The 20,567-nt window shown below is 56.7% G+C and carries 20 protein-coding genes; 19 read left to right on the forward strand and 1 reads right to left on the reverse strand.

The genetic code is table 11. From position 1 onward, the window contains the following. Positions 1–178 precede the first annotated feature (178 nt). The 8 genes from F3I47_RS05490 (at position 179) to F3I47_RS05525 (ending at position 8,126) form a co-directional block, all read left to right on the forward strand. Positions 179–1,240 (forward strand): PhoH family protein, encoded by a 1,062-nt coding sequence (locus tag F3I47_RS05490; protein ID WP_009091474.1) that lies wholly within the window; start codon positions 179–181, stop codon positions 1,238–1,240. Continuing rightward, entirely contained in the window at positions 1,237–1,710 is a 474-nt protein-coding gene (gene ybeY, locus F3I47_RS05495; protein WP_058956316.1) for an rRNA maturation RNase YbeY, read from the forward strand. Before F3I47_RS05490 ends, ybeY begins: the two co-directional genes overlap by 4 nt. Positions 1,711–1,792: 82 nt before the next feature. Continuing rightward, the gene (corC, locus tag F3I47_RS05500; RefSeq protein ID WP_009091478.1) at positions 1,793–2,674 is read left to right on the forward strand and encodes a CNNM family magnesium/cobalt transport protein CorC; all 882 of its coding nucleotides are present in this window, start codon (positions 1,793–1,795) and stop codon (positions 2,672–2,674) included. Positions 2,675–2,678: 4 nt separating this feature from the next. Continuing rightward, the gene (gene lnt / locus F3I47_RS05505) at positions 2,679–4,202 is read left to right on the forward strand and encodes an apolipoprotein N-acyltransferase (protein WP_150029407.1); all 1,524 of its coding nucleotides are present in this window, start codon (positions 2,679–2,681) and stop codon (positions 4,200–4,202) included. 603 nt (positions 4,203–4,805) lie between these two features. Next, positions 4,806–5,702 (forward strand): amino acid ABC transporter substrate-binding protein, encoded by an 897-nt coding sequence (locus F3I47_RS05510; protein ID WP_009091482.1) that lies wholly within the window; start codon positions 4,806–4,808, stop codon positions 5,700–5,702. 280 nt (positions 5,703–5,982) lie between these two features. Beyond that, on the forward strand, positions 5,983–6,723 hold the full coding sequence (locus F3I47_RS05515; protein ID WP_150029406.1) for an amino acid ABC transporter permease: 741 nt from the start codon (positions 5,983–5,985) through the stop codon (positions 6,721–6,723). Next, entirely contained in the window at positions 6,723–7,400 is a 678-nt protein-coding gene (gene gltK / locus F3I47_RS05520) for a glutamate/aspartate ABC transporter permease GltK (RefSeq protein WP_009091486.1), read from the forward strand. The genes F3I47_RS05515 and gltK overlap by 1 nt, the downstream gene beginning before the upstream one ends. Next, positions 7,401–8,126, forward strand: coding sequence for an amino acid ABC transporter ATP-binding protein (locus F3I47_RS05525; protein ID WP_009091487.1), 726 nt, complete (start codon positions 7,401–7,403; stop codon positions 8,124–8,126). A gap of 57 nt (positions 8,127–8,183) precedes the next feature. On the opposite strand, the gene F3I47_RS05530 is transcribed toward F3I47_RS05525, so the two are convergent. Beyond that, the gene (locus F3I47_RS05530) at positions 8,184–8,666 is read right to left on the reverse strand and encodes a zinc ribbon-containing protein (protein ID WP_046101412.1); all 483 of its coding nucleotides are present in this window, start codon (positions 8,664–8,666) and stop codon (positions 8,184–8,186) included. Positions 8,667–8,889: 223 nt separating this feature from the next. Here F3I47_RS05530 and leuS point away from each other — a divergent pair, with 223 nt between their 5' ends. From leuS to ybeD, 11 genes are all read left to right on the forward strand, one after another. Beyond that, a complete protein-coding gene (gene leuS, locus F3I47_RS05535) occupies positions 8,890–11,472 on the forward strand; it encodes a leucine--tRNA ligase (RefSeq protein ID WP_150029405.1) in 2,583 nt (860 codons plus the stop codon). A gap of 14 nt (positions 11,473–11,486) precedes the next feature. Beyond that, on the forward strand, positions 11,487–12,086 hold the full coding sequence (gene lptE / locus F3I47_RS05540; protein ID WP_009091493.1) for an LPS assembly lipoprotein LptE: 600 nt from the start codon (positions 11,487–11,489) through the stop codon (positions 12,084–12,086). Continuing rightward, a complete protein-coding gene (gene holA / locus F3I47_RS05545) occupies positions 12,083–13,114 on the forward strand; it encodes a DNA polymerase III subunit delta (protein WP_150029404.1) in 1,032 nt (343 codons plus the stop codon). Before lptE ends, holA begins: the two co-directional genes overlap by 4 nt. Next, on the forward strand, positions 13,107–13,751 hold the full coding sequence (gene nadD / locus F3I47_RS05550; protein ID WP_150029403.1) for a nicotinate-nucleotide adenylyltransferase: 645 nt from the start codon (positions 13,107–13,109) through the stop codon (positions 13,749–13,751). The genes holA and nadD overlap by 8 nt, the downstream gene beginning before the upstream one ends. Positions 13,752–13,843: 92 nt before the next feature. Further along, the gene (rsfS, locus tag F3I47_RS05555; protein WP_009091499.1) at positions 13,844–14,161 is read left to right on the forward strand and encodes a ribosome silencing factor; all 318 of its coding nucleotides are present in this window, start codon (positions 13,844–13,846) and stop codon (positions 14,159–14,161) included. Positions 14,162–14,164: 3 nt separating this feature from the next. Beyond that, the gene (gene rlmH, locus F3I47_RS05560; protein WP_009091501.1) at positions 14,165–14,635 is read left to right on the forward strand and encodes a 23S rRNA (pseudouridine(1915)-N(3))-methyltransferase RlmH; all 471 of its coding nucleotides are present in this window, start codon (positions 14,165–14,167) and stop codon (positions 14,633–14,635) included. 34 nt (positions 14,636–14,669) lie between these two features. Continuing rightward, complete coding sequence (mrdA, locus tag F3I47_RS05565; RefSeq protein WP_009091503.1) at positions 14,670–16,574, forward strand: peptidoglycan DD-transpeptidase MrdA; 1,905 nt, start codon at positions 14,670–14,672, stop codon at positions 16,572–16,574. An 8-nt stretch (positions 16,575–16,582) separates the two neighbouring features. After that, positions 16,583–17,695: a peptidoglycan glycosyltransferase MrdB gene (gene mrdB, locus F3I47_RS05570; RefSeq protein ID WP_033736585.1), complete on the forward strand. Its 1,113-nt coding sequence runs from the start codon at positions 16,583–16,585 to the stop codon at positions 17,693–17,695. A 10-nt stretch (positions 17,696–17,705) separates the two neighbouring features. Beyond that, positions 17,706–18,794, forward strand: a complete 1,089-nt coding sequence (rlpA, locus tag F3I47_RS05575) for an endolytic peptidoglycan transglycosylase RlpA (protein WP_046101408.1) — start codon at positions 17,706–17,708, stop codon at positions 18,792–18,794. Positions 18,795–18,926: 132 nt separating this feature from the next. Further along, the gene (dacA, locus tag F3I47_RS05580; RefSeq protein ID WP_009091510.1) at positions 18,927–20,138 is read left to right on the forward strand and encodes a D-alanyl-D-alanine carboxypeptidase DacA; all 1,212 of its coding nucleotides are present in this window, start codon (positions 18,927–18,929) and stop codon (positions 20,136–20,138) included. A gap of 100 nt (positions 20,139–20,238) precedes the next feature. After that, positions 20,239–20,502, forward strand: a complete 264-nt coding sequence (gene ybeD / locus F3I47_RS05585) for a DUF493 family protein YbeD (protein ID WP_009091513.1) — start codon at positions 20,239–20,241, stop codon at positions 20,500–20,502. The last annotated feature ends 65 nt before the right edge of the window (positions 20,503–20,567 follow it).

Below are 20,567 nucleotides of genomic sequence, written 5' to 3' on the forward strand. Positions count from 1 at the left end.
CGCTGCCGCCCGTTTCACATTGCGACACTTGCTTTCTGAAGCTGTTGCCCAAATATCTCTCCTTAAGCTTGCGCCCAGGCGTTACGGCATAAATAATTTCGTTATGGTGCATCCGGTTAAGCTCAACGGTGCGTCAGACACACCCCATAACTGGCCCTGAGTGACCCAAAGGATTCGTTTGAATATCGAAACTCGTGAAATCGCCCTTGAACCGGCTGATAACCGTCGTCTGATGAGCCTGTGCGGGCCGTTCGATGACAATGTGAAACAGCTTGAGCGCCGACTGGGTATTGAGATCAATCGTCGCGACAACGTCTTTAAGCTGGTTGGACGCCCTCTGTGCGTCAATGCCGCCGCCGATATCCTGAAAACGCTCTATGTGGATACGGCGCCCGTGCGCGGCGACATTCCGGATATCGAGCCGGACCAGATTCATCTCGCCATCAAAGAGAGCCGGGTGCTGGAGCAAACCGCGGACAGCGTGCCGGAGTACGGTAAAGCGGTCAACATCAAGACCAAACGTGGCGTTATCAAACCGCGTACGCCGAACCAGGCGCAGTACATCGCAAATGTCCTCGACCACGATATCACCTTTGGTATCGGCCCGGCCGGTACCGGTAAAACCTATCTGGCCGTGGCCGCCGCGGTGGACGCGCTGGAGCGTCAGGAGATCCGTCGCATCATGCTGACCCGTCCGGCGGTAGAAGCGGGTGAAAAACTGGGCTTCCTGCCCGGCGATCTGAGCCAGAAAGTCGACCCCTATCTGCGTCCGCTCTACGATGCGCTGTTTGAAATGCTCGGTTTCGAGCGGGTTGAAAAGCTGATGGAGCGCAACGTCATTGAAGTGGCCCCGCTGGCCTACATGCGTGGTCGTACCCTGAACGATGCGTTTATCATTCTTGATGAGAGCCAGAACACCACCATCGAACAGATGAAAATGTTCCTGACGCGTATCGGCTTCAACTCCAAAGCGGTCATTACTGGTGACGTGACCCAGATTGACCTGCCGCGCCACGTTAAGTCCGGCCTGCGTCACGCCATTGAGGTGCTCTCTGATGTGGAGGAGATTAGCTTCAACTTCTTCCACAGCGAGGATGTGGTTCGCCATCCTGTCGTGGCCCGCATTGTCACCGCCTATGAAGCCTGGGAAGCGGCCGATCAGACCCGGCGTGACCAGCAGGCTGAAGAGCGCAAACGTGAAGCACTGGCGGCGCAGAGCGCAACCCAGGAGAGCAAATGAGCGAAGTGATTCTCGACCTGCAGGTCGCCTGTGAAAACAGCGCAGGGTTGCCGGATGAAAGCCAGTTTCATCGCTGGCTCTCGGCGGCGGTTGCCCCTTTTCAGCCCGACAGCGAAGTCACCGTCCGTCTGGTTGATGAAGCCGAAAGTCATGAGCTTAATCTGACCTATCGCGGTAAAGACAAGCCGACTAACGTGCTCTCCTTCCCGTTTGAAGCCCCACCGGGTATTGAGCTGCCGCTGCTGGGCGATCTCATTATCTGCCGTCAGGTGGTTGAGCAGGAAGCGGCTGAACAGGGTAAAAGCGTGGAGGCGCACTGGGCCCACATGGTCGTGCACGGCACGCTGCATCTGCTGGGATATGACCATATTGATGACGATGAAGCCGATGAAATGGAAGGGCTGGAGACCGAGATAATGCTTGCTCTTGGGTATCCTGATCCGTACATTTCGGAGAAAGAAGACGCCTGAGTCCCGCATTCAGGCTATCCGGCTGTCAGTGCATGTGGCTGACAGCCCCCATTCCTCACCAGAGAGATCTTTAAAAACCGCCATGAGCGACGACCATTCTCAAAACAGCGATGCACCCAGTAGTAAAAAGGGATTTTTCTCCCTGTTAATCAACCAGCTTTTTCACGGCGAACCCAAAAACCGTGATGAGCTACTGGAGCTGATCCGCGACTCGAACAACAAAGAGCTGATTGACCAGGACACCCGCGACATGCTCGAAGGGGTTCTGGATATTGCGGAGCAGCGCGTGCGTGACATCATGATCCCGCGCTCGCAGATGATCACCCTGAAACGGAATCAGAGCCTTGAAGAGTGTCTGGATGTCATCATCGACTCCGCGCACTCCCGCTTCCCGGTGATCAGCGAAGATAAAGATCATGTGGAAGGTATCCTGATGGCGAAAGATTTACTGCCGTTTATGAGCAGCGAATCCGAACCTTTCAGCATTGAAAAAGTGCTGCGTCCTGCGGTGGTGGTGCCGGAAAGTAAGCGTGTGGATCGGATGCTGAAAGAGTTTCGCTCCCAGCGTTACCACATGGCGATCGTGATTGATGAGTTTGGCGGCGTCTCCGGCCTGGTGACCATTGAAGATATCCTGGAACTGATCGTCGGTGAGATTGAAGATGAGTATGACGACGAAGAAGATCGTGATATCCGTCAGCTCAACCGCCACACCTTCACGGTGCGCGCGCTGACCGCCATTGAAGATTTCAATGAGGTGTTTGGCACGCAGTTCAGTGATGATGAAGTCGACACCATCGGGGGCCTGGTGATGCAGGGCTTCGGCCATCTGCCTGCACGTGGTGAAAGCATCGAGATTGAAGGTTACCAGTTCAAGGTGGCGATGGCGGACAGCCGACGCATCATCCAGGTTCATGTGACTATTCCGGAAAACGCACCACAACCTCAACTGGAAGACGAATAAGTCTATGGCTTTCGCCTCACTTTACCCGCGTCAGCGGGTTCGCCTGCTGCTGGCTTTAATAACGGGTGCGTCTGGCACCCTCGCCTTCTCCCCCTACGATTTCTGGCCCGCCGCACTGCTGTCACTGTGCGGTTTACAGCTGCTGACCCTTAACCGTTCCACTCCGCAGGCCAGCGCCATCGGCTTTGTCTGGGGGCTGGGCCTGTTTGGCAGCGGCGTCAACTGGGTTTACGTCAGCATCGCCACCTTTGGCGGTATGCCCGGCCCGGTGAACGTGTTTATTGTGGTGCTGCTCGCCGCCTATCTGGCGCTCTATCCGGCCCTGTTTGCCGGTGTGCTGAACCGCCTGTGGCCTCGCACTTCGCTGTGGCGACTGGCGCTGGCCGCCCCGGCGCTGTGGCAGATCACCGAGTTCCTGCGCGGCTGGGTGCTGACCGGCTTTCCGTGGCTGCAGTTTGGTTACAGCCAGATCGACGGACCGCTGAAGGGTCTGGCACCGCTGGCGGGCGTTGAAACCCTGACCTTCCTGCTGATGGTTATCGCCGGGCTGCTGGCTTATGCCCTGCAGCAGCGCAATGTCAGAAGTCTGATCGCCGCGCTGCTGCTGCTGGCGCTGCCGTGGCCGTTGCGCTACCTCCAGTGGGTTGAGCCGATGCCCGAACGCACCGTCGAGGTGGCGCTGGTTCAGGGCAACATTCCGCAATCCATGAAGTGGGACCCGCAGCAGCTGCTTAACACGCTGCGCATTTACACCGGCCTCAGTCAGCCGCTGATGGGCAAAGCGCCGATCATTATCTGGCCGGAGTCAGCGATAACCGATCTGGAAAGCAACCAGCAGCCCTTCCTGCGTTCGCTGGATGATGAGCTGCGTCAGCGCGGCAGTTCGCTGGTCACCGGCATTGTTGACTCCCGGCTGGAGCAGAACCGCTATCACGACTACAACACGGTCATCGTGCTGGGCGGCAAAGCGCCGTACAACTACTTCAGTGGCAACCGCTACCAGAAAAATCATCTGGTGCCGTTTGGTGAATTTGTGCCGCTGGCCGATCTGCTGCGTCCGCTGGCTCCGTTCTTTGATTTACCGATGTCCGCGTTCAGCCGGGGCAACTATCTCCAGCCGCAGCTCAGCGTGGCGGGATATCACCTTACCACGGCGATCTGTTATGAGATCGTGCTGGGTGAACAGGTGCGGGCCAACTTCCATCCTGATACGAACTTCCTGCTGACCGTTTCTAATGATGCCTGGTTTGGTCACTCGATCGGCCCATGGCAGCATTTCCAGATGGCGCGGATGCGGGCGCTGGAACTGGGTCGTCCGCTGTTACGCAGCACTAACAATGGCGTCACGGCCGTGGTGGATGCGAAAGGCGATGTGACGTCCATTCTGCCGCAGTTCACCCGCGATGTCCTGACCAGCAAAGTTACCCCGACCCAGGGGGAAACGCCCTACGCGAAAGCGGGCGTCTGGCCGGTGTGGTCTCTGACGCTGCTGGCTGCGGTAATTGCCCTGCTGCGTCGCCGTCGATAACAGCCTGGATGCCGCAAGGCCAGCGGTGAGATCCAGCCAGCGCAGGAAACACGGTCAGGCAAAAACCGCCCTCTCTGACACCCCCGACCCGCGTCGTCCATGGCGCGGGTCGCTTTCCGCTTCAGCCCCTGTTCCCTGCGCTTTCATCTGACGCTTTACTGCCAGATTCCTCCGGCTTCGGGTGTGTCAGCCTTCTGAGGCTTCGTTTTTTATTTCTTTCTCCCCGATATAACTCACTCTCCTGACCGCATACTCTGCTGCCTTTCTCGCTCTGAACCGCTTTCTGGCACGATGATTGCTAAATATTTCAGTGTTTTTCACAAACAGGCTGATTGCAGGCGCTGACAGCGAGCCGGTTGCACCAAAACCATCCGCACCGCTGCACCGTTACCGCGCAGCGCGGGATATTTGCCTTCTTTTGGTGCGTATCACCTCGCAAAACAGAAACTTTTTTGTTTCATTGCGTTAACAATCCGCTATGTTAGTGACTCTTCTGCGCCCGTTTTCAGCGCAGAAAGAGCCCGGACGCAGCAAAAAACAGACACAACATCATAATCAGCGCAGGTTATAGCCTGTGCCTTTTTCATACGAAGGAGTTGGAACATGCAACTACGCAAAGTGGCATTATCTCTTCTGCTGATCAGCGCAGCGGCGGGAGCGGCCCAGGCGGAAGATCTCAGCGGCACCCTGAAAAAGATCAATGACAATGGCGTTATTGTGGTCGGGCATCGCGAATCATCAGTTCCCTTTTCTTATTATGACAACCAGCAAAAAGTGGTAGGCTATTCACAGGCCTATTCCAACGCCATCGTGGACGCCATCAAAGCAAAACTGAACAAGCCGGATCTGCAGGTCAAGATGATCCCTATCACCTCTCAGAACCGTATTCCGCTGTTGCAGAACGGCACCTACGATTATGAGTGTGGCTCGACCACCAATAACCTTGAGCGCCAGAAACAGGCAGCCTTCTCTGACACCATTTTTGTCATCGGCACCCGTCTGCTGGTGAAGAAAGGTGGCCCAATCAAAGATTTCGCTGACCTGAAAGGCAAAACCGTCGTTGTGACCTCCGGCACCACCTCTGAAGTGCTGCTGCATAAACTCAATGACGAGCAGAAAATGGATATGCGCATCATCAGCGCAAAAGATCACGGCGACTCTTTCCGCACCCTGGAAACCGGTCGTGCCGTGGCCTTTATGATGGATGACGCGCTGCTGGCTGGCGAACGCGCAAAAGCGAAAAAACCGGACAACTGGGAAATCTTAGGCACGCCGCAGTCCAAAGAGGCCTATGGCTGCATGCTGCGTAAAGATGATCCACAGTTCAAAGCCCTGGTGGATGAAACCATCGCTAAAGCCCAGACCTCCGGTCAGGCTGAAAAATGGTTCGACACCTGGTTTAAACAGCCGATTCCGCCTAAGAACCTGAACATGAACTTTGAACTGTCTGAAGACATGAAAGCACTGTTCAAGACGCCGAACGATAAAGCACTGAATTAACAACAAAATACCCAATGGATTTCAGGTTGCATTACGGCGGCCAGAGAGTGAATCCCGATGCGCTTACGCAGGTAAGTGATTCGCGTGAATCAACGCAGCCAGCAACATTGCAGCCTGAAAGACGGCGGGTATAACAAGGGCGGCCCGGCTGCCCTCTCGATTGCTGAAACCGCGGCATGGACAGACAGACTGACACGGGTCGTTCCCCTGCGTCAGAAGATAAAACGCCGTTCATCAATCTTCAGGGTAGCTTCGCTACCCTTTTTTTCCGGAGCTCGTTATGGGTATCGATTGGAACTGGGGCATCTTTCTCGAACAGGCCCCGTTCGGTAACACGACCTACCTTGGCTGGCTGTGGTCCGGTTTTCAGGTGACGATTGCTGTCTCCTGCTGCGCCTGGATTATTGCCTTCTTCGTGGGTTCATTTTTCGGCATTCTGCGCACCGTGCCTAACCGCCTGCTGGCCACCATTGGCACCTGCTATGTCGAACTGTTTCGTAACATCCCGCTGATCGTCCAGTTCTTCTTCTGGTATCTGGTCGCGCCTGAACTGGTGGGCGAGAAGCTCGGCATGTGGTTTAAGTCGGAGCTGGATCCCAACATTCAGTTTTTCCTCTCCTCCATGATCTGTCTTGGCCTCTTTACCGCGGCCCGCGTATGCGAGCAGGTCCGTGCTGCCATTCAGTCACTGCCGACCGGGCAGAAGAATGCAGGTCTGGCGATGGGATTAACCCTGCCGCAGACCTACCGCTATGTGCTCCTGCCGAATGCGTATCGCGTGATTGTCCCGCCGATGACGTCGGAAATGCTGAACCTGGTTAAGAACTCAGCTATCGCCTCCACCATTGGTCTGGTCGATATGGCCGCACAGGCGGGCAAACTGCTCGACTATTCGGCCCACGCCTATGAGTCCTTTACCGCCATTACGCTCGCCTACGTCGCGATTAACCTGGTGATTATGTTGTTGATGAGTCTGGTCGAGCGCAAGGTCCGGCTGCCAGGCAAGGCGGGAGGCAAGTAATGTACGAGTTTGACTGGAGTTCCATTGCTCCCAGCCTGCCCTATCTGCTCAATGGCCTGGTGATTACGTTTAAAATCACCCTGACCGCCGTGGTCTTCGGGATTCTGTGGGGCACGCTGCTGGCGGTAATGCGTCTGTCGAGCTTTAAGCCGATCAGCTGGTTCGCCAAAATTTATGTCAACCTGTTCCGCTCCGTGCCGCTGGTGATGGTGCTGCTCTGGTTCTATCTGGTGGTGCCGAGTTTTCTGCAGCAGGTGCTGGGCCTGTCGCCCAAAACCGATATCCGGCTGATTTCAGCCATGGTCGCTTTCTCGCTGTTTGAAGCGGCTTACTACTCTGAAATTATTCGCGCCGGCATCATCAGTATCTCACGCGGCCAGGGTAACGCCGCGCTGGCGCTCGGCATGACGCCGTGGCAGTCGATGAGACTGATCATCCTGCCGCAGGCGTTTCGCGCCATGGTTCCGCTGTTACTGACCCAGGGTATCGTGCTGTTCCAGGATACCTCACTGGTCTATGTCTTAAGCCTGGCGGACTTCTTCCGCACCGCGTCCACCATTGGTGAGCGCGACGGGACCCAGGTGGAGATGGTTCTGTTTGCCGGTCTGGTCTACTTCGTGATCAGCCTGAGTGCATCGCTGTTGGTCAGCTATCTGAAAAGAAAAAGGACGGTTTAAATGATTAGCCTGAAAAATGTTTCTAAGTGGTATGGTCACTTTCAGGTGCTGACCGACTGCTCAACCGAGGTCAAAACCGGTGAAGTGGTGGTGGTGTGCGGGCCGTCCGGCTCCGGTAAATCGACGCTGATCAAAACGGTTAACGGACTTGAGCCGATCCAGCAGGGTGTGATTGCGGTGAATGGCACCGAGGTGAACAACAAAAAAACCAACCTGGCGCAGCTTCGCAGTCAGGTTGGCATGGTGTTTCAGCACTTCGAACTCTTCCCTCACCTGAGCATTATCAACAATCTGGTGCTGGCGCAGGTGAAAGTGCTGAAGCGCGACAAAGCGGCCGCGCGGGAGAAGGGGCTAAAACTGCTGAAGCGAGTGGGTCTGGCCGCGCATGCTGAGAAGTTTCCCGGTCAGCTTTCCGGGGGCCAGCAGCAGCGCGTGGCGATTGCGCGGGCACTCTGCATGGACCCCATCGCGATGCTGTTTGATGAGCCGACCTCCGCACTGGACCCGGAAATGATCAATGAGGTGCTGGATGTCATGGTCGAACTGGCCCAGGAGGGGATGACAATGATGGTGGTAACCCATGAGATGGGCTTTGCCCGCAAGGTAGCCAATCGCGTCATCTTTATGGATGAAGGGAAAATTATCGAAGACACCAATAAAGATGACTTCTTTAATAATCCGCAGTCTGACCGCGCCAAAGATTTCCTCGCCAAAATCCTGCACTAACCCCGGCCATTATGCGGGTCACCACCGGTGGCCCGCCTCACGCATGCGATGACGCTATCAGGGTTCAAAAGGCTGACGCTGAAACTGATCGTGGCCGCACTCCGGACAACGTGACAGCGTTTCAGGCGTGTAGATTGCCCGGGTAAACTGGCACTTTTCACACACCAGATTCCCCAGCCCCACCACTTCCCCGCTCTGATAGACCCCATGATGATGCAGATCCTGGAAGACCTCGCGCCACTCCAGCTGACTCTTATCGGTAATATCTGCCAGCTCTTTCCAGACGCTCTCACGGATAATGCGCATAAAGAGCGAGTCCGCGACCGGTTCTTCGACGTCGCTATAGCTGCGCGCAAACTCTTCCAGATCGCGTCGGACCGCGCGCAGTACCTGATCAATCTCCTCTTCCGTCATATCGTTGCGCGCCAGCAGCTGGCTTCGCCGTCCGTCAATCAGCGCATCCGGGTTACGATCGCCCTGACGCAGACGGTCGGTCAGTACGGCTAACGACTCGCGATATTCCTGAGCCACTTTATTCATTTTGTTCTCCTTTTATGCAGACTCTCGCTGAATTAAGTTTAGTCGCAATGTTGCTTTTGCCGTGTCGTCTGTACAGGGAATTACAAAAGGGTGAAGGTTCTGACGCTTTCGGCAGAAATCGCGCCAGCAAAAGTGGGAAGTGTTGTTGATATGCGGCCTTATGGGTATGCTATGCGGATCTTAAAGCCAGAAAAATGTTATTCACAAAGGACCACAGGCAGCCATGCAAGAGCAATACCGCCCGGAAGAGATTGAATCCCGTGTGCAGCAACACTGGGATGAAAACGAAACGTTTAAAGTGACTGAGCAGGAAGGTAAAGAGAAATATTACTGCCTTTCAATGTTGCCCTATCCTTCTGGGCGCCTGCACATGGGCCACGTTCGTAACTACACCATCGGCGACGTAATCGCGCGTTATCAGCGTATGCTCGGCAAAAACGTACTCCAGCCGATTGGCTGGGATGCTTTCGGCCTGCCTGCAGAAGGCGCGGCGGTGAAGAACAACACCGCGCCGGCCCCGTGGACCTACGACAACATCGCCTACATGAAGAACCAGCTTAAACTGCTGGGCTTTGGCTATGACTGGAGCCGTGAACTGGCGACCTGCCAGCCTGAGTACTACCGCTGGGAACAGTGGTTCTTCACCAAACTGTATGAAAAAGGCCTGGTCTACAAAAAAACCTCGGCGGTGAACTGGTGCCCGAACGATCAGACCGTACTGGCTAACGAGCAGGTGATCGACGGCTGCTGCTGGCGCTGTGACACCAGAGTTGAGCGCAAAGAGATCCCGCAGTGGTTCATTAAAATCACCGATTATGCGGAAGAGCTGCTGAACGACCTGGATACGCTGGACGAGTGGCCTGAGCAGGTCAAAACCATGCAGCGTAACTGGATTGGTCGCTCAGAAGGCGTTGAAATCACCTTCGACGTGGCTGACAGCGAAGAGAAAGTCACTGTCTACACCACCCGCCCGGATACCTTTATCGGCGCCACCTATGTGGCCGTGGCTGCAGGCCATCCGCTGGCGACCCAGGCGTCGGTGAACAATCCGGCGCTGGCCGACTTTATCGCTGAATGCCGCAACACCAAAGTGGCTGAAGCCGATATGGCGACCATGGAGAAGAAAGGCATGGCGACCGGCCTCTCGGTTGTCCACCCGCTGACCGGCGAACACCTGCCTGTCTGGGTCGCTAACTTCGTTCTGATGGAATATGGCACGGGTGCCGTGATGGCGGTTCCGGCGCACGACCAGCGCGACTGGGAGTTTGCCACTAAATATGACCTGCCCATTAAGCCGGTTGTCCTTAACCTGGATGGCAGCATTCCTGACGTCAGCGCGGCGGCGATGACCGACAAAGGCGCCCTGTTCAACTCTGGCGAATTTAACAGTCTGGATCATGCGGCCGGTTTTAACGCCATCGCAGATACCCTGGCGGCCAAAGGCGTGGGCGTGCGTAAAGTGAACTACCGTCTGCGCGACTGGGGCGTTTCCCGTCAGCGCTACTGGGGTGCGCCTATCCCGATGGTCACGCTGGAAGATGGCACCGTAATGCCTGCACCAGAAGATCAGCTGCCGGTGATCCTGCCGGAAGATGTGGTGATGGATGGCATTACCAGCCCGATCAAAGCGGATCCGGAGTGGGCAAAAACCACGGTAAACGGCCAGCCTGCGCTGCGCGAAACCGATACCTTTGACACCTTCATGGAGTCCTCCTGGTACTACGCACGTTACACCTGTGCCGACTACAAAGAGGGTATGCTGGACCCGGCTGCAGCGAACTACTGGCTGCCGGTCGATCAGTATGTCGGCGGTATCGAGCACGCCATCATGCACCTGATGTATTTCCGCTTCTTCCACAAGCTGCTGCGTGATGCGGGCCTGGTGAACTCCAGCGAGCCGGCCAAACGCCTGCTGTGCCAGGGTATGGTGCTGGCTGATGCCTTCTACTACCTCGGCGACAACGGCGAACGCAACTGGGTTTCACCGGTTGACGTTGAGGTTGAGCGTGACGAGAAAGGCCGCATCGTGAAGGCCGTGGATAAGCAGGGTCGCGAGGTGATCTACGCGGGCATGAGCAAAATGTCGAAGTCGAAAAACAACGGCATCGACCCACAGCTGATGGTTGAGCGTTACGGCGCGGATACCGTGCGTCTGTTTATGATGTTTGCCTCACCGGCGGATATGACGCTGGAGTGGCAGGAGTCTGGCGTTGAAGGCGCAAACCGCTTCCTGAAGCGTGTCTGGAAACTGGTCTACGAGCACACCCAGCTGGGTGCGACCGTGGCACTGGACGTGGAGAGCCTGAACGATGAGCAGAAATCGCTGCGTCGCGACCTGCACAAAACCATCGCCAAAGTAGCCGATGATATTGGCCGCCGTCAGACCTTCAACACCGCTATCGCGGCGATTATGGAGCTGATGAATAAACTGGCCCGCGCGCCGCAGGAAAGCGAGCAGGATCGCGCCCTGATGCAGGAAGCGCTGCTGGCGGTCGTTCGTCTGCTCTATCCGTTTACCCCGCACGCCAGCTACGTTCTGTGGCAGACGCTGGGTGGCGAAGGCTCCATTGATGAAGCGACCTGGCCGGTTGCGGATGAAGCAGCTATGGTTGAAGATTCACTGCTGGTTGTGGTGCAGGTCAACGGCAAAGTGCGTGGCAAGATCACCGTCGCCGCCGATGCAACACAGGAACAGGTTCAGGCACGCGCTGCCCAGGAGCATCTGGTGGCGAAATACCTGGACGGTGTGACTATCCGTAAAGTCATTTATGTACCGGGCAAACTGCTTAACCTGGTCGTAGGTTAAGTTCAGGAGGAACTGTGCGACATCCGATTATCAGGCTGTTTGTCATGCTGGCGGTGGTCATCACCGCTGGCTGTGGTTTTCATCCGCGTGGCACCACACAGGTGCCCAGCGAACTGAAAACCCTGATTGTTTCAACCGGCGATCCTTATGGACCCCTTGCGCGTACTGTGCGTCAGCAGCTGCGTATCAACGATGTCACTATTGTTGAAGACACTAAACAGAACCGCACCGATATTCCGACGCTGCGTCTGGGTCCTGAGGTGTCGGGACGTAACACCGCCTCGGTCTTTATCAGCGGCACCTCTGCTGAGTATCAGCTGGTCATGACGCTAACGGCGCAGGTCCTGTTGCCGGGCAAAGGCATCTACCCAATCAGCACCACGGTCTATCGTTCATTCTTCGATAACCCGAACGCGGCGCTGGCAAAAGATGCCGAGCAGGATCTGATTACACAGGAGATGCGTCAGCGTGCGGCCGAACAGCTGATACGTAAGCTGCTGACCGTGCATGCCGCACAGATCAACAACAAAGAGACCTTACCGGCGTCCGTGATTCCGGTGCCGGGCCAGGTTTCAAAGGAAGCGCCCACTTCCTCTGCCACCAGTCTGCAATGATCAGGATTTATCCTGAGCAACTCAGCGCGCAGCTTCGTGAGGGGCTGCGCGCCTGTTATTTATTAACCGGAAACGAACCGCTGCTGTTGCAGGAGAGTGCCGACGCCATTCGCGCCGCCGCAACCGCGCAGGGATTCCAGGAACATTTCAGTTTTACGCTGGATGCGCAGACCGACTGGGAAAGCCTGTTCGTCAGCTGCCAGTCACTGAGTCTGTTTGCCCAGCGTCAGACCCTCACGCTGCAATTCCCCGACAATGGCCCTAACGCCGCAATGGCCGAGCAGCTGGTTAAGCTGTCACAGCTGCTGCACGCCGATATTCTGATGGTCTGCCGGATGGCAAAGCTGACCCGCGCGCAGGAAAACAGCGCCTGGTTTAAAGCGCTGTCCGCCTCTGCGGTCATGGTGCCCTGCCAGACGCCAGAGCAGGCGCAACTGCCCCGCTGGGTGGTGAATCGGGCCAGAGCGCTGAAGCTTTCGGTGGATGACGCCGCCGTGCAGCTGCTCTGTTACTGCTACGAAGGCAATCTGCTGGCGCTTGCTCAGGCGCTGGAGCGGCTCTCACTGCAGTGGCCTGACGGCAAACTGACGCTGCCGCGGGTGGAAGAGGCGGTCAGCGATGCAGCGCACTTCACCCCTTTCCACTGGGTGGATGCGTTACTGGCAGGCAAAAGCCGCCGCGCCCTGCATATCCTCCATCAGCTGGAGAAAGAGGAGAGCGAGGTGGTGATTCTGCTGCGTACGCTGCAGCGCGATATGCTGACGCTGCTGCATCTGCAACGTCATCAGGCACAACAGCCGTTGCGCACGCTGATGGATCAGCAGCGGATCTGGCAGAATCGCCGCGCGCTGTTCACCGAAGCGCTGCAGCGACTCGACGCTGCCCGTCTGCAACGCGCGATCCATCTGCTGAGTCAGATTGAGGTGACGCTGAAGCAGGATTATGGACAGCCGGTGTGGCCTCAGTTGCAGACCCTGACGCTGCTGCTCAGCAGCCGGGCTTTTCCGACGAGTTTTGCGCATGTCTGAGTTACAGGCGCTGTTTGGCGGCACGTTCGATCCGATTCATTTCGGCCATCTGCGCCCGGTCGAAGCGCTGGCGCAGCAGACCGGTCTGCAGCGCGTGACGCTGCTGCCCAATAATGTCCCTCCCCATCGTCCGCAGCCGGAAGCCAGTGCGGCCCAGCGGGTCGACATGCTGCGCTGTGCTATCGCCGGTTTGCCGCTGTTTGATATTGATACCCGTGAGCTGGCGCGCGATACGCCCTCCTGGACCGTGACGACCCTGGAGGCCTGGCGCGCCGAACGCGGTGCCGCCCAGCCGCTGGGATTTATCATTGGTCAGGACTCCTTACTGAGCTTAGCCAGCTGGCATCGCTGGGAGGATCTGCTGTCACTCTGCCATCTGCTGGTGTGCCAGCGGCCGGGCTACGCCACGCGCTTTGAGGCGCCGGAGATGCAGCAGTGGCTCAATGAACACCTCGCCGGCGATATCCGGCAGCTGCATCAGCAGCCTGCGGGCCATATCTGGCTGGCAGACACGCCGCTGTATAACATTTCGGCAACCGAAATCCGCCGCCGCCGCCATCAGAACCAGCCCTGCGACGACCTGTTGCCCCCGGCGGTGATCGACTATATCGACCGCGAAGGCTTATATCGCGACTGATCCGGGCATGCTATACTGCGCCGCTTAATTTTCTGGCTGCACTTTCCGGGCTCGCAGCCGGCCCGATACCATCAGATTCAGAGGGGAACCTTTTGCAAGGTAAAGCACTCCAAGAGTTCGTTATTGATAAGATTGATGATCTCAAAGGTCAGGACATCGTGACCATCGACGTTCAGGGCAAATCCAGCATCACCGATTTCATGATCATCTGCACCGGCACCTCTACGCGTCATGTGACCTCGATCGCAGAGCACGTTGAGCAGGAGTCCCGTTTAGCTGGCCTGATGCCTTTAGGCATTGAAGGTAAAAGCGCGGCGGACTGGATCGTGGTTGATCTCGGTGATGTCATCGTGCACGTGATGCAGGAAGAGAGTCGCCAGCTGTATGAGCTGGAAAAACTCTGGGGCTAATCGGTGAAACTGCAACTTGTTGCCGTCGGCACGAAAATGCCCGACTGGGTGCAGACCGGTTTCATGGAGTATCTGCGCCGCTTCCCGAAAGATATGCCACTTGAGCTGACCGAAGTCACCGCGGGGAAACGCGGCAAAAATGCTGATATCAAACGCATTCTTGAAAAAGAGGGCGAAGCGATGTTAGCGGCGGTCGGCAAAGGAAATCGCATCGTCACGCTGGATATTCCCGGTCATCCGTGGGAAACCCCGCAGCTGGCGCAGCAGCTTGAACGCTGGAAGCTGGACGGCCGCGATGTCAGCCTGCTGATTGGCGGGCCTGAAGGCCTGGCCCCCGCCTGCAAAGCGGCGGCAGAGCAGAGCTGGTCCCTGTCAGCATTGACGCTGCCCCATCCGCTGGTGCGCGTGCTGGTTGCGGAAAGTCTGTATCGAGCCTGGAGTATCACGGCAAATCATCCTTATCATCGTGAATGACCGATCAGCCCACAGCAGACATGACAAGTAGCGGATGAAATTACAAAGCAACGCCTTTCGCGATTACAGCGCCGAACAGAAACTCTTTGTCCGTCGGGCGTTTTTCGCCTTCGTCGGTATTTTGCTGCTCTCTTCAATCCTGGTGGTGAACCTTTACCATCTGCAGATCCTTCGCTTTGATGATTACAGTACCCGCTCCAACCAGAACCGCATAAAACTGGTGCCTGTCGCGCCCAGCCGCGGCATTATCTACGATCGTACCGGCACGCCGCTGGCGCTGAACCGCACCATCTATCAGGCTGAACTGGTGCCGGAAAAAGTCGATAACCTGCAACAGACGCTGGAAAATCTGCGCCCGATCCTGGAGCTGACGGATGAAGATCTGGAAAACTTCCAGAAAGAGCGTAAACGCTCACGTCGTTTTACCTCCATTCCGGTGAAAACCGCGCTGAATGAGGTGCAGGTCGCCCGCTTTGCGGTCAATCAGTACCGCTTCCCCGGCGTGGAAGTGAAAGGCTATCAGCGCCGCTACTACCCATACGGTTCCACGCTGACGCATGTGGTCGGCTACGTCTCCAAAATCAACGATCGTGATGTGGCCCGCCTTGATAAAGAGGGGATCTGGCCAAATTACGCCGCGACCCACGATATCGGCAAGCTGGGCATCGAAGCCTATTATGAAGATCTCCTGCACGGCAAAACCGGCTTTGAGGAGGTTGAGGTCAACAACCGTGGTCGGGTCATTCGCCAGCTGCATGAGGAGTCACCTCAGGCGGGCCGTGATATCTATCTGACGATCGATCTCAAGCTGCAGCAATATATTGAAACCCTGCTGGCGGGCAGTCGTGCAGCGGTGGTCGTCAGCGATCCGCGCACCGGCGAAATCCTCGCCATGGTTTCCACCCCCAGCTACGACGCCAACTTATTTGTCGACGGGATTTCCAGCAAGGATTACCGCGGCCTGCTGGAAGATGAAAACCGCCCGCTCTATAACCGCGCGATTCAGGCTGCCTACCCTCCCGCCTCAACGGTCAAACCCTATGTCGCCGTCTCCGCCATGAGTGCCGGGGTGATTAACCGCAACACCAGTGTTTTCGATCCTGGCTGGTGGCAGCTTCCCGGTTCCGAAAAGCGTTTCCGCGACTGGAAGAAATGGGGCCATGGTCGTCTCAACGTCACCAAAGCGCTGGAAGAGTCTGCCGATACCTTCTTCTATCAGGTCGCCTATGACATGGGCATCGATCGCCTCTCTGAGTGGATGAACAAGTTTGGCTACGGCAGCCGGACCGGCATCGACCTGCCGCAGGAGAGCGCCGGCAATATGCCGACCCGAGACTGGAAGATGAGACGCTTCAAAAAGCCGTGGTATCAGGGTGACACCATTCCGGTGGGCATCGGCCAGGGCTACTGGACGGCCACGCCGCTGCAGATGAACAAAGCGATGATGATTCTGATTAACGATGGCATCATTCGTGTGCCGCATATCCTGCGCGCTACCCGTGAAGGCCGGACGCTGGTGCCCTATCGCCAGCCGCCTGCCGCGCCGATTGGCGATATCCATTCCGGCTACTGGGAAATCGCCAAAGATGGCATGTATGGTGTGGCAAACCGCCCTAACGGCACCGCGCACAAGAGCTTTGCGGATGCGCCCTACAAAATCGCCGCCAAGTCCGGTACGGCACAGGTCTTTGGCCTGAAAGAAAATGAAACCTATAACGCTCACAGAATTGCTGAACGATTACGCGACCATAAGTTAATGACCGCGTTTGCTCCCTATGACAAACCTCGGGTTGCCGTGACCATTATTCTGGAAAACGGTGGCGCCGGTCCGGCTGTCGGCACCGTCATGCGCCAGATTCTGGATCACATCATGTTAGGTGATAACAATACAGTCCTGCCGGACGCCGCCCCGGTGCCGCCCGGTTATGAAGGTGAATAAACATGTCGATGCAAGATAGTCCGCAGAAACGATCAATCTGGATGCGCATCCACATCGATCCGCTGTTTATGCTGATCATCCTCGGCCTGCTGACCTACAGCGCCGTGGTGATCTGGAGTGCCAGTGGTCAGGACCCGGGCATGATGGAGCGTAAACTGGGTCAGATCGCGATGGGCCTGGTGATCATGATTGTGCTGGCGCAGGTGCCACCGCGTGTCTATGAAGGCTGGGCACCTTATCTCTATATTGTCTGCGTGATCCTGCTGGTGGCGGTAGATGCCTTCGGTCAGATCAGTAAAGGCGCACAGCGCTGGCTCGATCTCGGCTTTGTCCGTTTTCAGCCCTCGGAGATTGCCAAGATCGCGGTGCCGCTGATGGTCGCACGCTTTATTAACCGTGACGTCTGCCCGCCGACGCTGAAAAATACCGGTATTGCGCTGGTGCTGATCTTCGTGCCTACCCTGCTGGTGGCCGCGCAGCCCGACCTCGGTACCTCCATCCTGATTGCCGCCTCGGGTTTGTTTGTGCTGTTCCTGTCAGGGATGAGCTGGAAACTGATTGGCGTGGCGGTGCTGCTGGTGGCCGCCTTTATCCCGATCCTGTGGTTTTTCCTGATGCACGACTATCAGCGCGATCGCGTTATGATGCTGCTCGACCCGGAAACGGATCCGCTGGGTGCCGGCTATCACATCATTCAGTCGAAAATTGCCATTGGCTCGGGGGGACTGCGCGGCAAAGGCTGGCTGCAGGGCACCCAGTCTCAGCTGGAGTTTTTGCCGGAACGTCACACCGACTTTATCTTTGCGGTTCTGGCCGAAGAGTTAGGCCTGGTGGGCGTGCTGCTGCTGCTGACCCTTTATCTGCTGCTGATCATGCGCGGACTGGTGGTGGCCGCGCGGGCGCAGACCACCTTCGGCCGGGTCATGGCGGGCGGTTTAATGCTGATTTTATTCGTTTATGTTTTCGTTAACATTGGCATGGTTAGTGGTATCTTACCGGTGGTTGGCGTACCGCTGCCGCTGGTCAGTTATGGCGGCTCCGCGCTAATCGTGCTTATGGCGGGATTTGGCATCGTGATGTCGATCCACACTCACCGAAAAATGTTATCTAAAAGTGTCTAAGAGGCTGCAGATGCGTAAGGAATGGCTTGGCGTTGCACTGGCATCACTGGTTCTGGCGGCCTGTACCACGCCGGAACCCCAAAATACGGCGCCGCCGCAACCGGCATACAATGGACCGGTGGTAGAGATTCCGGGCGTTGAGCCACGTTATGAGCCGGTTAATCCGGGCACCAGCCAGGATTACAGCGTCAACGGCAAAAATTATCGCATCGTTAAAGATCCCTCCAACTTCAGTGAAGTCGGTCTGGCCACCTGGTACGGTGAAGAAGCGCAGGGCAACCGCACCGCCATCGGCGAAACCTACGATCCCGATGCGCTGACAGCGGCCCACCCTACCCTGCCGCTGCCGAGCTATGTGCGCGTCACCAATATCGCCAACGGTCGTCAGATTGTGGTGCGTGTGAACGATCGCGGTCCTTATACGCCGGGTCGTATTATCGATCTCTCCCGCGCCGCCGGTGACCGCCTGAATATCTCAAACAATTCGCGGGTGCGGGTCGACTTTATCAAGGTCGCGCCTGACGGCTCACTCTCCGGCCCTGGCACCATCGGCACCGTCGTGGCGAAACAGAGTTACGCCCTGCCCGCCCGTCCGGACCTGAGTGGTGGCGCAGTCATGAATGGCGGCAGCGCAGCGGCTGCTCAGCCGCCTGCGCAGAATGTCGACGCCATCAGTAACAGCACGCTGCAGAGCAGTGACAGCATGGGTGCACCGGTGCAGAGCAGCGGCTTTCTTGGCGCACCCCAGCCTTTAGCGAGCGGGGTGCTGGAAGGCAGTGAACCGCCCGCTGCCGCCGTTGCCGCACCGGCAGCGGTTGCTGCTCCCGCCGCCGCCAGCGCCGCGCCTGCGGCCAGCCGGGGAACCGCAGCGGGCTATGTCGTGCAGGTCGGCGCGCTGAACGATCCGGCGCGTGCACAGCAGATGATGAAAAGCCTGAGCCAGCGTTATGGTGTGCCCGGGAAAGTTGAAGACGCAGGCAACAATGTTTATCGCGTGCAGCTTGGCGGGTACGCTACCCGCGCCGAAGCCGCCGCGCTGCAACAGCGCCTGAGCAGTGAAGGCCAGACCGCTTCATTTATTACTAATACGCGTCGCTGATCCGTTTGTCAGACCGCTGCACGTTACGTCTGCTAACAACCCAATCATTTCACCCCATGCCAGCGCCCCTGGCATTGGGTATGATAAGTGACTTTTTTAAACCTCAAACTCACGGATGTTGTAGTCCTACACATGAACACGCTGAAATCCTCTCGTTTGCTGAAACGCCTGACAGTGGGATCACTGATCGCTTTCTCCCTCAGCCATGCTGCCATCGCTGATGACGTCAATCTCAAGACCATGATTCCGGGCGTACCGGACATTGATGCCGAAGCGTATGTCCTTATCGACTACAACTCGGGCAAAGTGCTGGCGGAGAAAAATGCCGATGCACGCCGCGATCCTGCCAGTCTGACCAAGATGATGACCAGCTACGTCATCGGTCAGGCCGTGAAAGCCGGTAAAATTCATCAGGACGATATGGTCACCATCGGTCAGGATGCCTGGGCCACCGGTAACCCGGTGTTTAAAGGCTCCTCGCTGATGTTCCTGAAGCCAGGCGACCGCGTACCGGTTTCTCAGCTGACCCGTGGGATTGTGCTGCAGTCCGGTAACGACGCCTGTGTAGCAATGGCTGACTATGTTGCCGGCAGCCAGGACGCGTTCGTTAATCTGATGAACAACTACGTCAAAGCGCTTGGCCTTCAGAATACCCACTTCGGCACGGTGCATGGTCTGGACGCTGAAGGTCAGTACAGCTCCGCGCGCGACATGGCGCTGATCGGTCAGGCGCTGATCCGCGATGTGCCGGAAGAGTACGCCATCTATAAAGAGAAAGAGTTCACCTTCAACAATATCCGTCAGATGAACCGTAACGGTCTGCTGTGGGATACCAACCTGAATGTGGATGGGATCAAAACCGGTCACACCAACTCGGCAGGTTTCAACCTGGTGGCATCAGCGACAGAAGGCCAGATGCGCCTGATTTCTGCCGTCATGGGCGGGCACACCTTTAAAGGCCGTGAAACGGAGAGCAAGAAACTGCTGACCTGGGGCTTCCGTTTCTTTGAAACCGTCGCGCCGCTGAAAGCAGGTAAAGAGTTCGCCTCTGAGCCGGTCTGGTTCGGCGATAATGACCGCGTGCAGCTGGGTGTGGAAAAAGATGCCTACCTGACCATTCCACGTGGCCGTATGAAAGATCTGAAGGCCAGCTATGTGCTGAACAACACAGAACTGCATGCCCCGCTGAAGAAAAACCAGGTCGTCGGCAGCATCAACTTCCAGCTGGATGGCAAAACCATCGAACAGCGTCCGCTGGTGGTACTGAATGAAATTTCCGAAGGCGGTTTCTTTGGCCGTATCGTTGATTACATCAAGCTGATGTTCCATCACTGGTTCGGTTAAGCGTGACGGGTGATTGAAAATTCACCCTTCCGCCCCCATTACACGATATTATGATGCTCCCGCTCAGGCGGGAGCCTGTTTTTTATGCACCGGAGTTAATATGAAAACCAAACTGAATGAGCTGCTCGAATTTCCTACCCCGTTTACCTACAAAGTAATGGGTCTGGCGCAACCGGAGCTGGTTGATCAAGTGGTTGAAGTGGTGCAACGTCATGCGCCCGGCGACTACAGTCCTGAAGTTAAGCCGAGCAGCAAAGGCAACTATCACTCGGTTAACATCACCATCAACGCGACCCACATCGAACAGGTCGAGCGCCTGTACGAAGAGCTGGGCAAGATCGAAATTGTGCGGATGGTGCTGTAATTTACGGGTCGGCAAGGCGCCTGTGCCTGACGGTTTGCCGACATTATCCAGCGATTCTTCTTTAG

The organism is Pantoea sp. M_10 (genome assembly GCF_008631515.1).
Lineage (GTDB): Bacteria > Pseudomonadota > Gammaproteobacteria > Enterobacterales > Enterobacteriaceae > Pantoea > Pantoea anthophila.

Coding starts and splice junctions, on each gene's coding strand:
- ybeY (WP_058956316.1), top strand. CDS start 1,237: ATGAGCGAAGTGATTCTCGACCTGCAGGTCGCCTGTGAAAACAGCGCA.
- corC (WP_009091478.1), top strand. CDS start 1,793: ATGAGCGACGACCATTCTCAAAACAGCGATGCACCCAGTAGTAAAAAG.
- lnt (WP_150029407.1), top strand. CDS start 2,679: ATGGCTTTCGCCTCACTTTACCCGCGTCAGCGGGTTCGCCTGCTGCTG.
- F3I47_RS05510 (WP_009091482.1), top strand. CDS start 4,806: ATGCAACTACGCAAAGTGGCATTATCTCTTCTGCTGATCAGCGCAGCG.
- F3I47_RS05515 (WP_150029406.1), top strand. CDS start 5,983: ATGGGTATCGATTGGAACTGGGGCATCTTTCTCGAACAGGCCCCGTTC.
- gltK (WP_009091486.1), top strand. CDS start 6,723: ATGTACGAGTTTGACTGGAGTTCCATTGCTCCCAGCCTGCCCTATCTG.
- F3I47_RS05525 (WP_009091487.1), top strand. CDS start 7,401: ATGATTAGCCTGAAAAATGTTTCTAAGTGGTATGGTCACTTTCAGGTG.
- F3I47_RS05530 (WP_046101412.1), bottom strand. CDS start 8,666: ATGAATAAAGTGGCTCAGGAATATCGCGAGTCGTTAGCCGTACTGACC.
- leuS (WP_150029405.1), top strand. CDS start 8,890: ATGCAAGAGCAATACCGCCCGGAAGAGATTGAATCCCGTGTGCAGCAA.
- holA (WP_150029404.1), top strand. CDS start 12,083: ATGATCAGGATTTATCCTGAGCAACTCAGCGCGCAGCTTCGTGAGGGG.
- nadD (WP_150029403.1), top strand. CDS start 13,107: ATGTCTGAGTTACAGGCGCTGTTTGGCGGCACGTTCGATCCGATTCAT.
- mrdA (WP_009091503.1), top strand. CDS start 14,670: ATGAAATTACAAAGCAACGCCTTTCGCGATTACAGCGCCGAACAGAAA.
- mrdB (WP_033736585.1), top strand. CDS start 16,583: ATGCAAGATAGTCCGCAGAAACGATCAATCTGGATGCGCATCCACATC.
- rlpA (WP_046101408.1), top strand. CDS start 17,706: ATGCGTAAGGAATGGCTTGGCGTTGCACTGGCATCACTGGTTCTGGCG.
- dacA (WP_009091510.1), top strand. CDS start 18,927: ATGAACACGCTGAAATCCTCTCGTTTGCTGAAACGCCTGACAGTGGGA.
- ybeD (WP_009091513.1), top strand. CDS start 20,239: ATGAAAACCAAACTGAATGAGCTGCTCGAATTTCCTACCCCGTTTACC.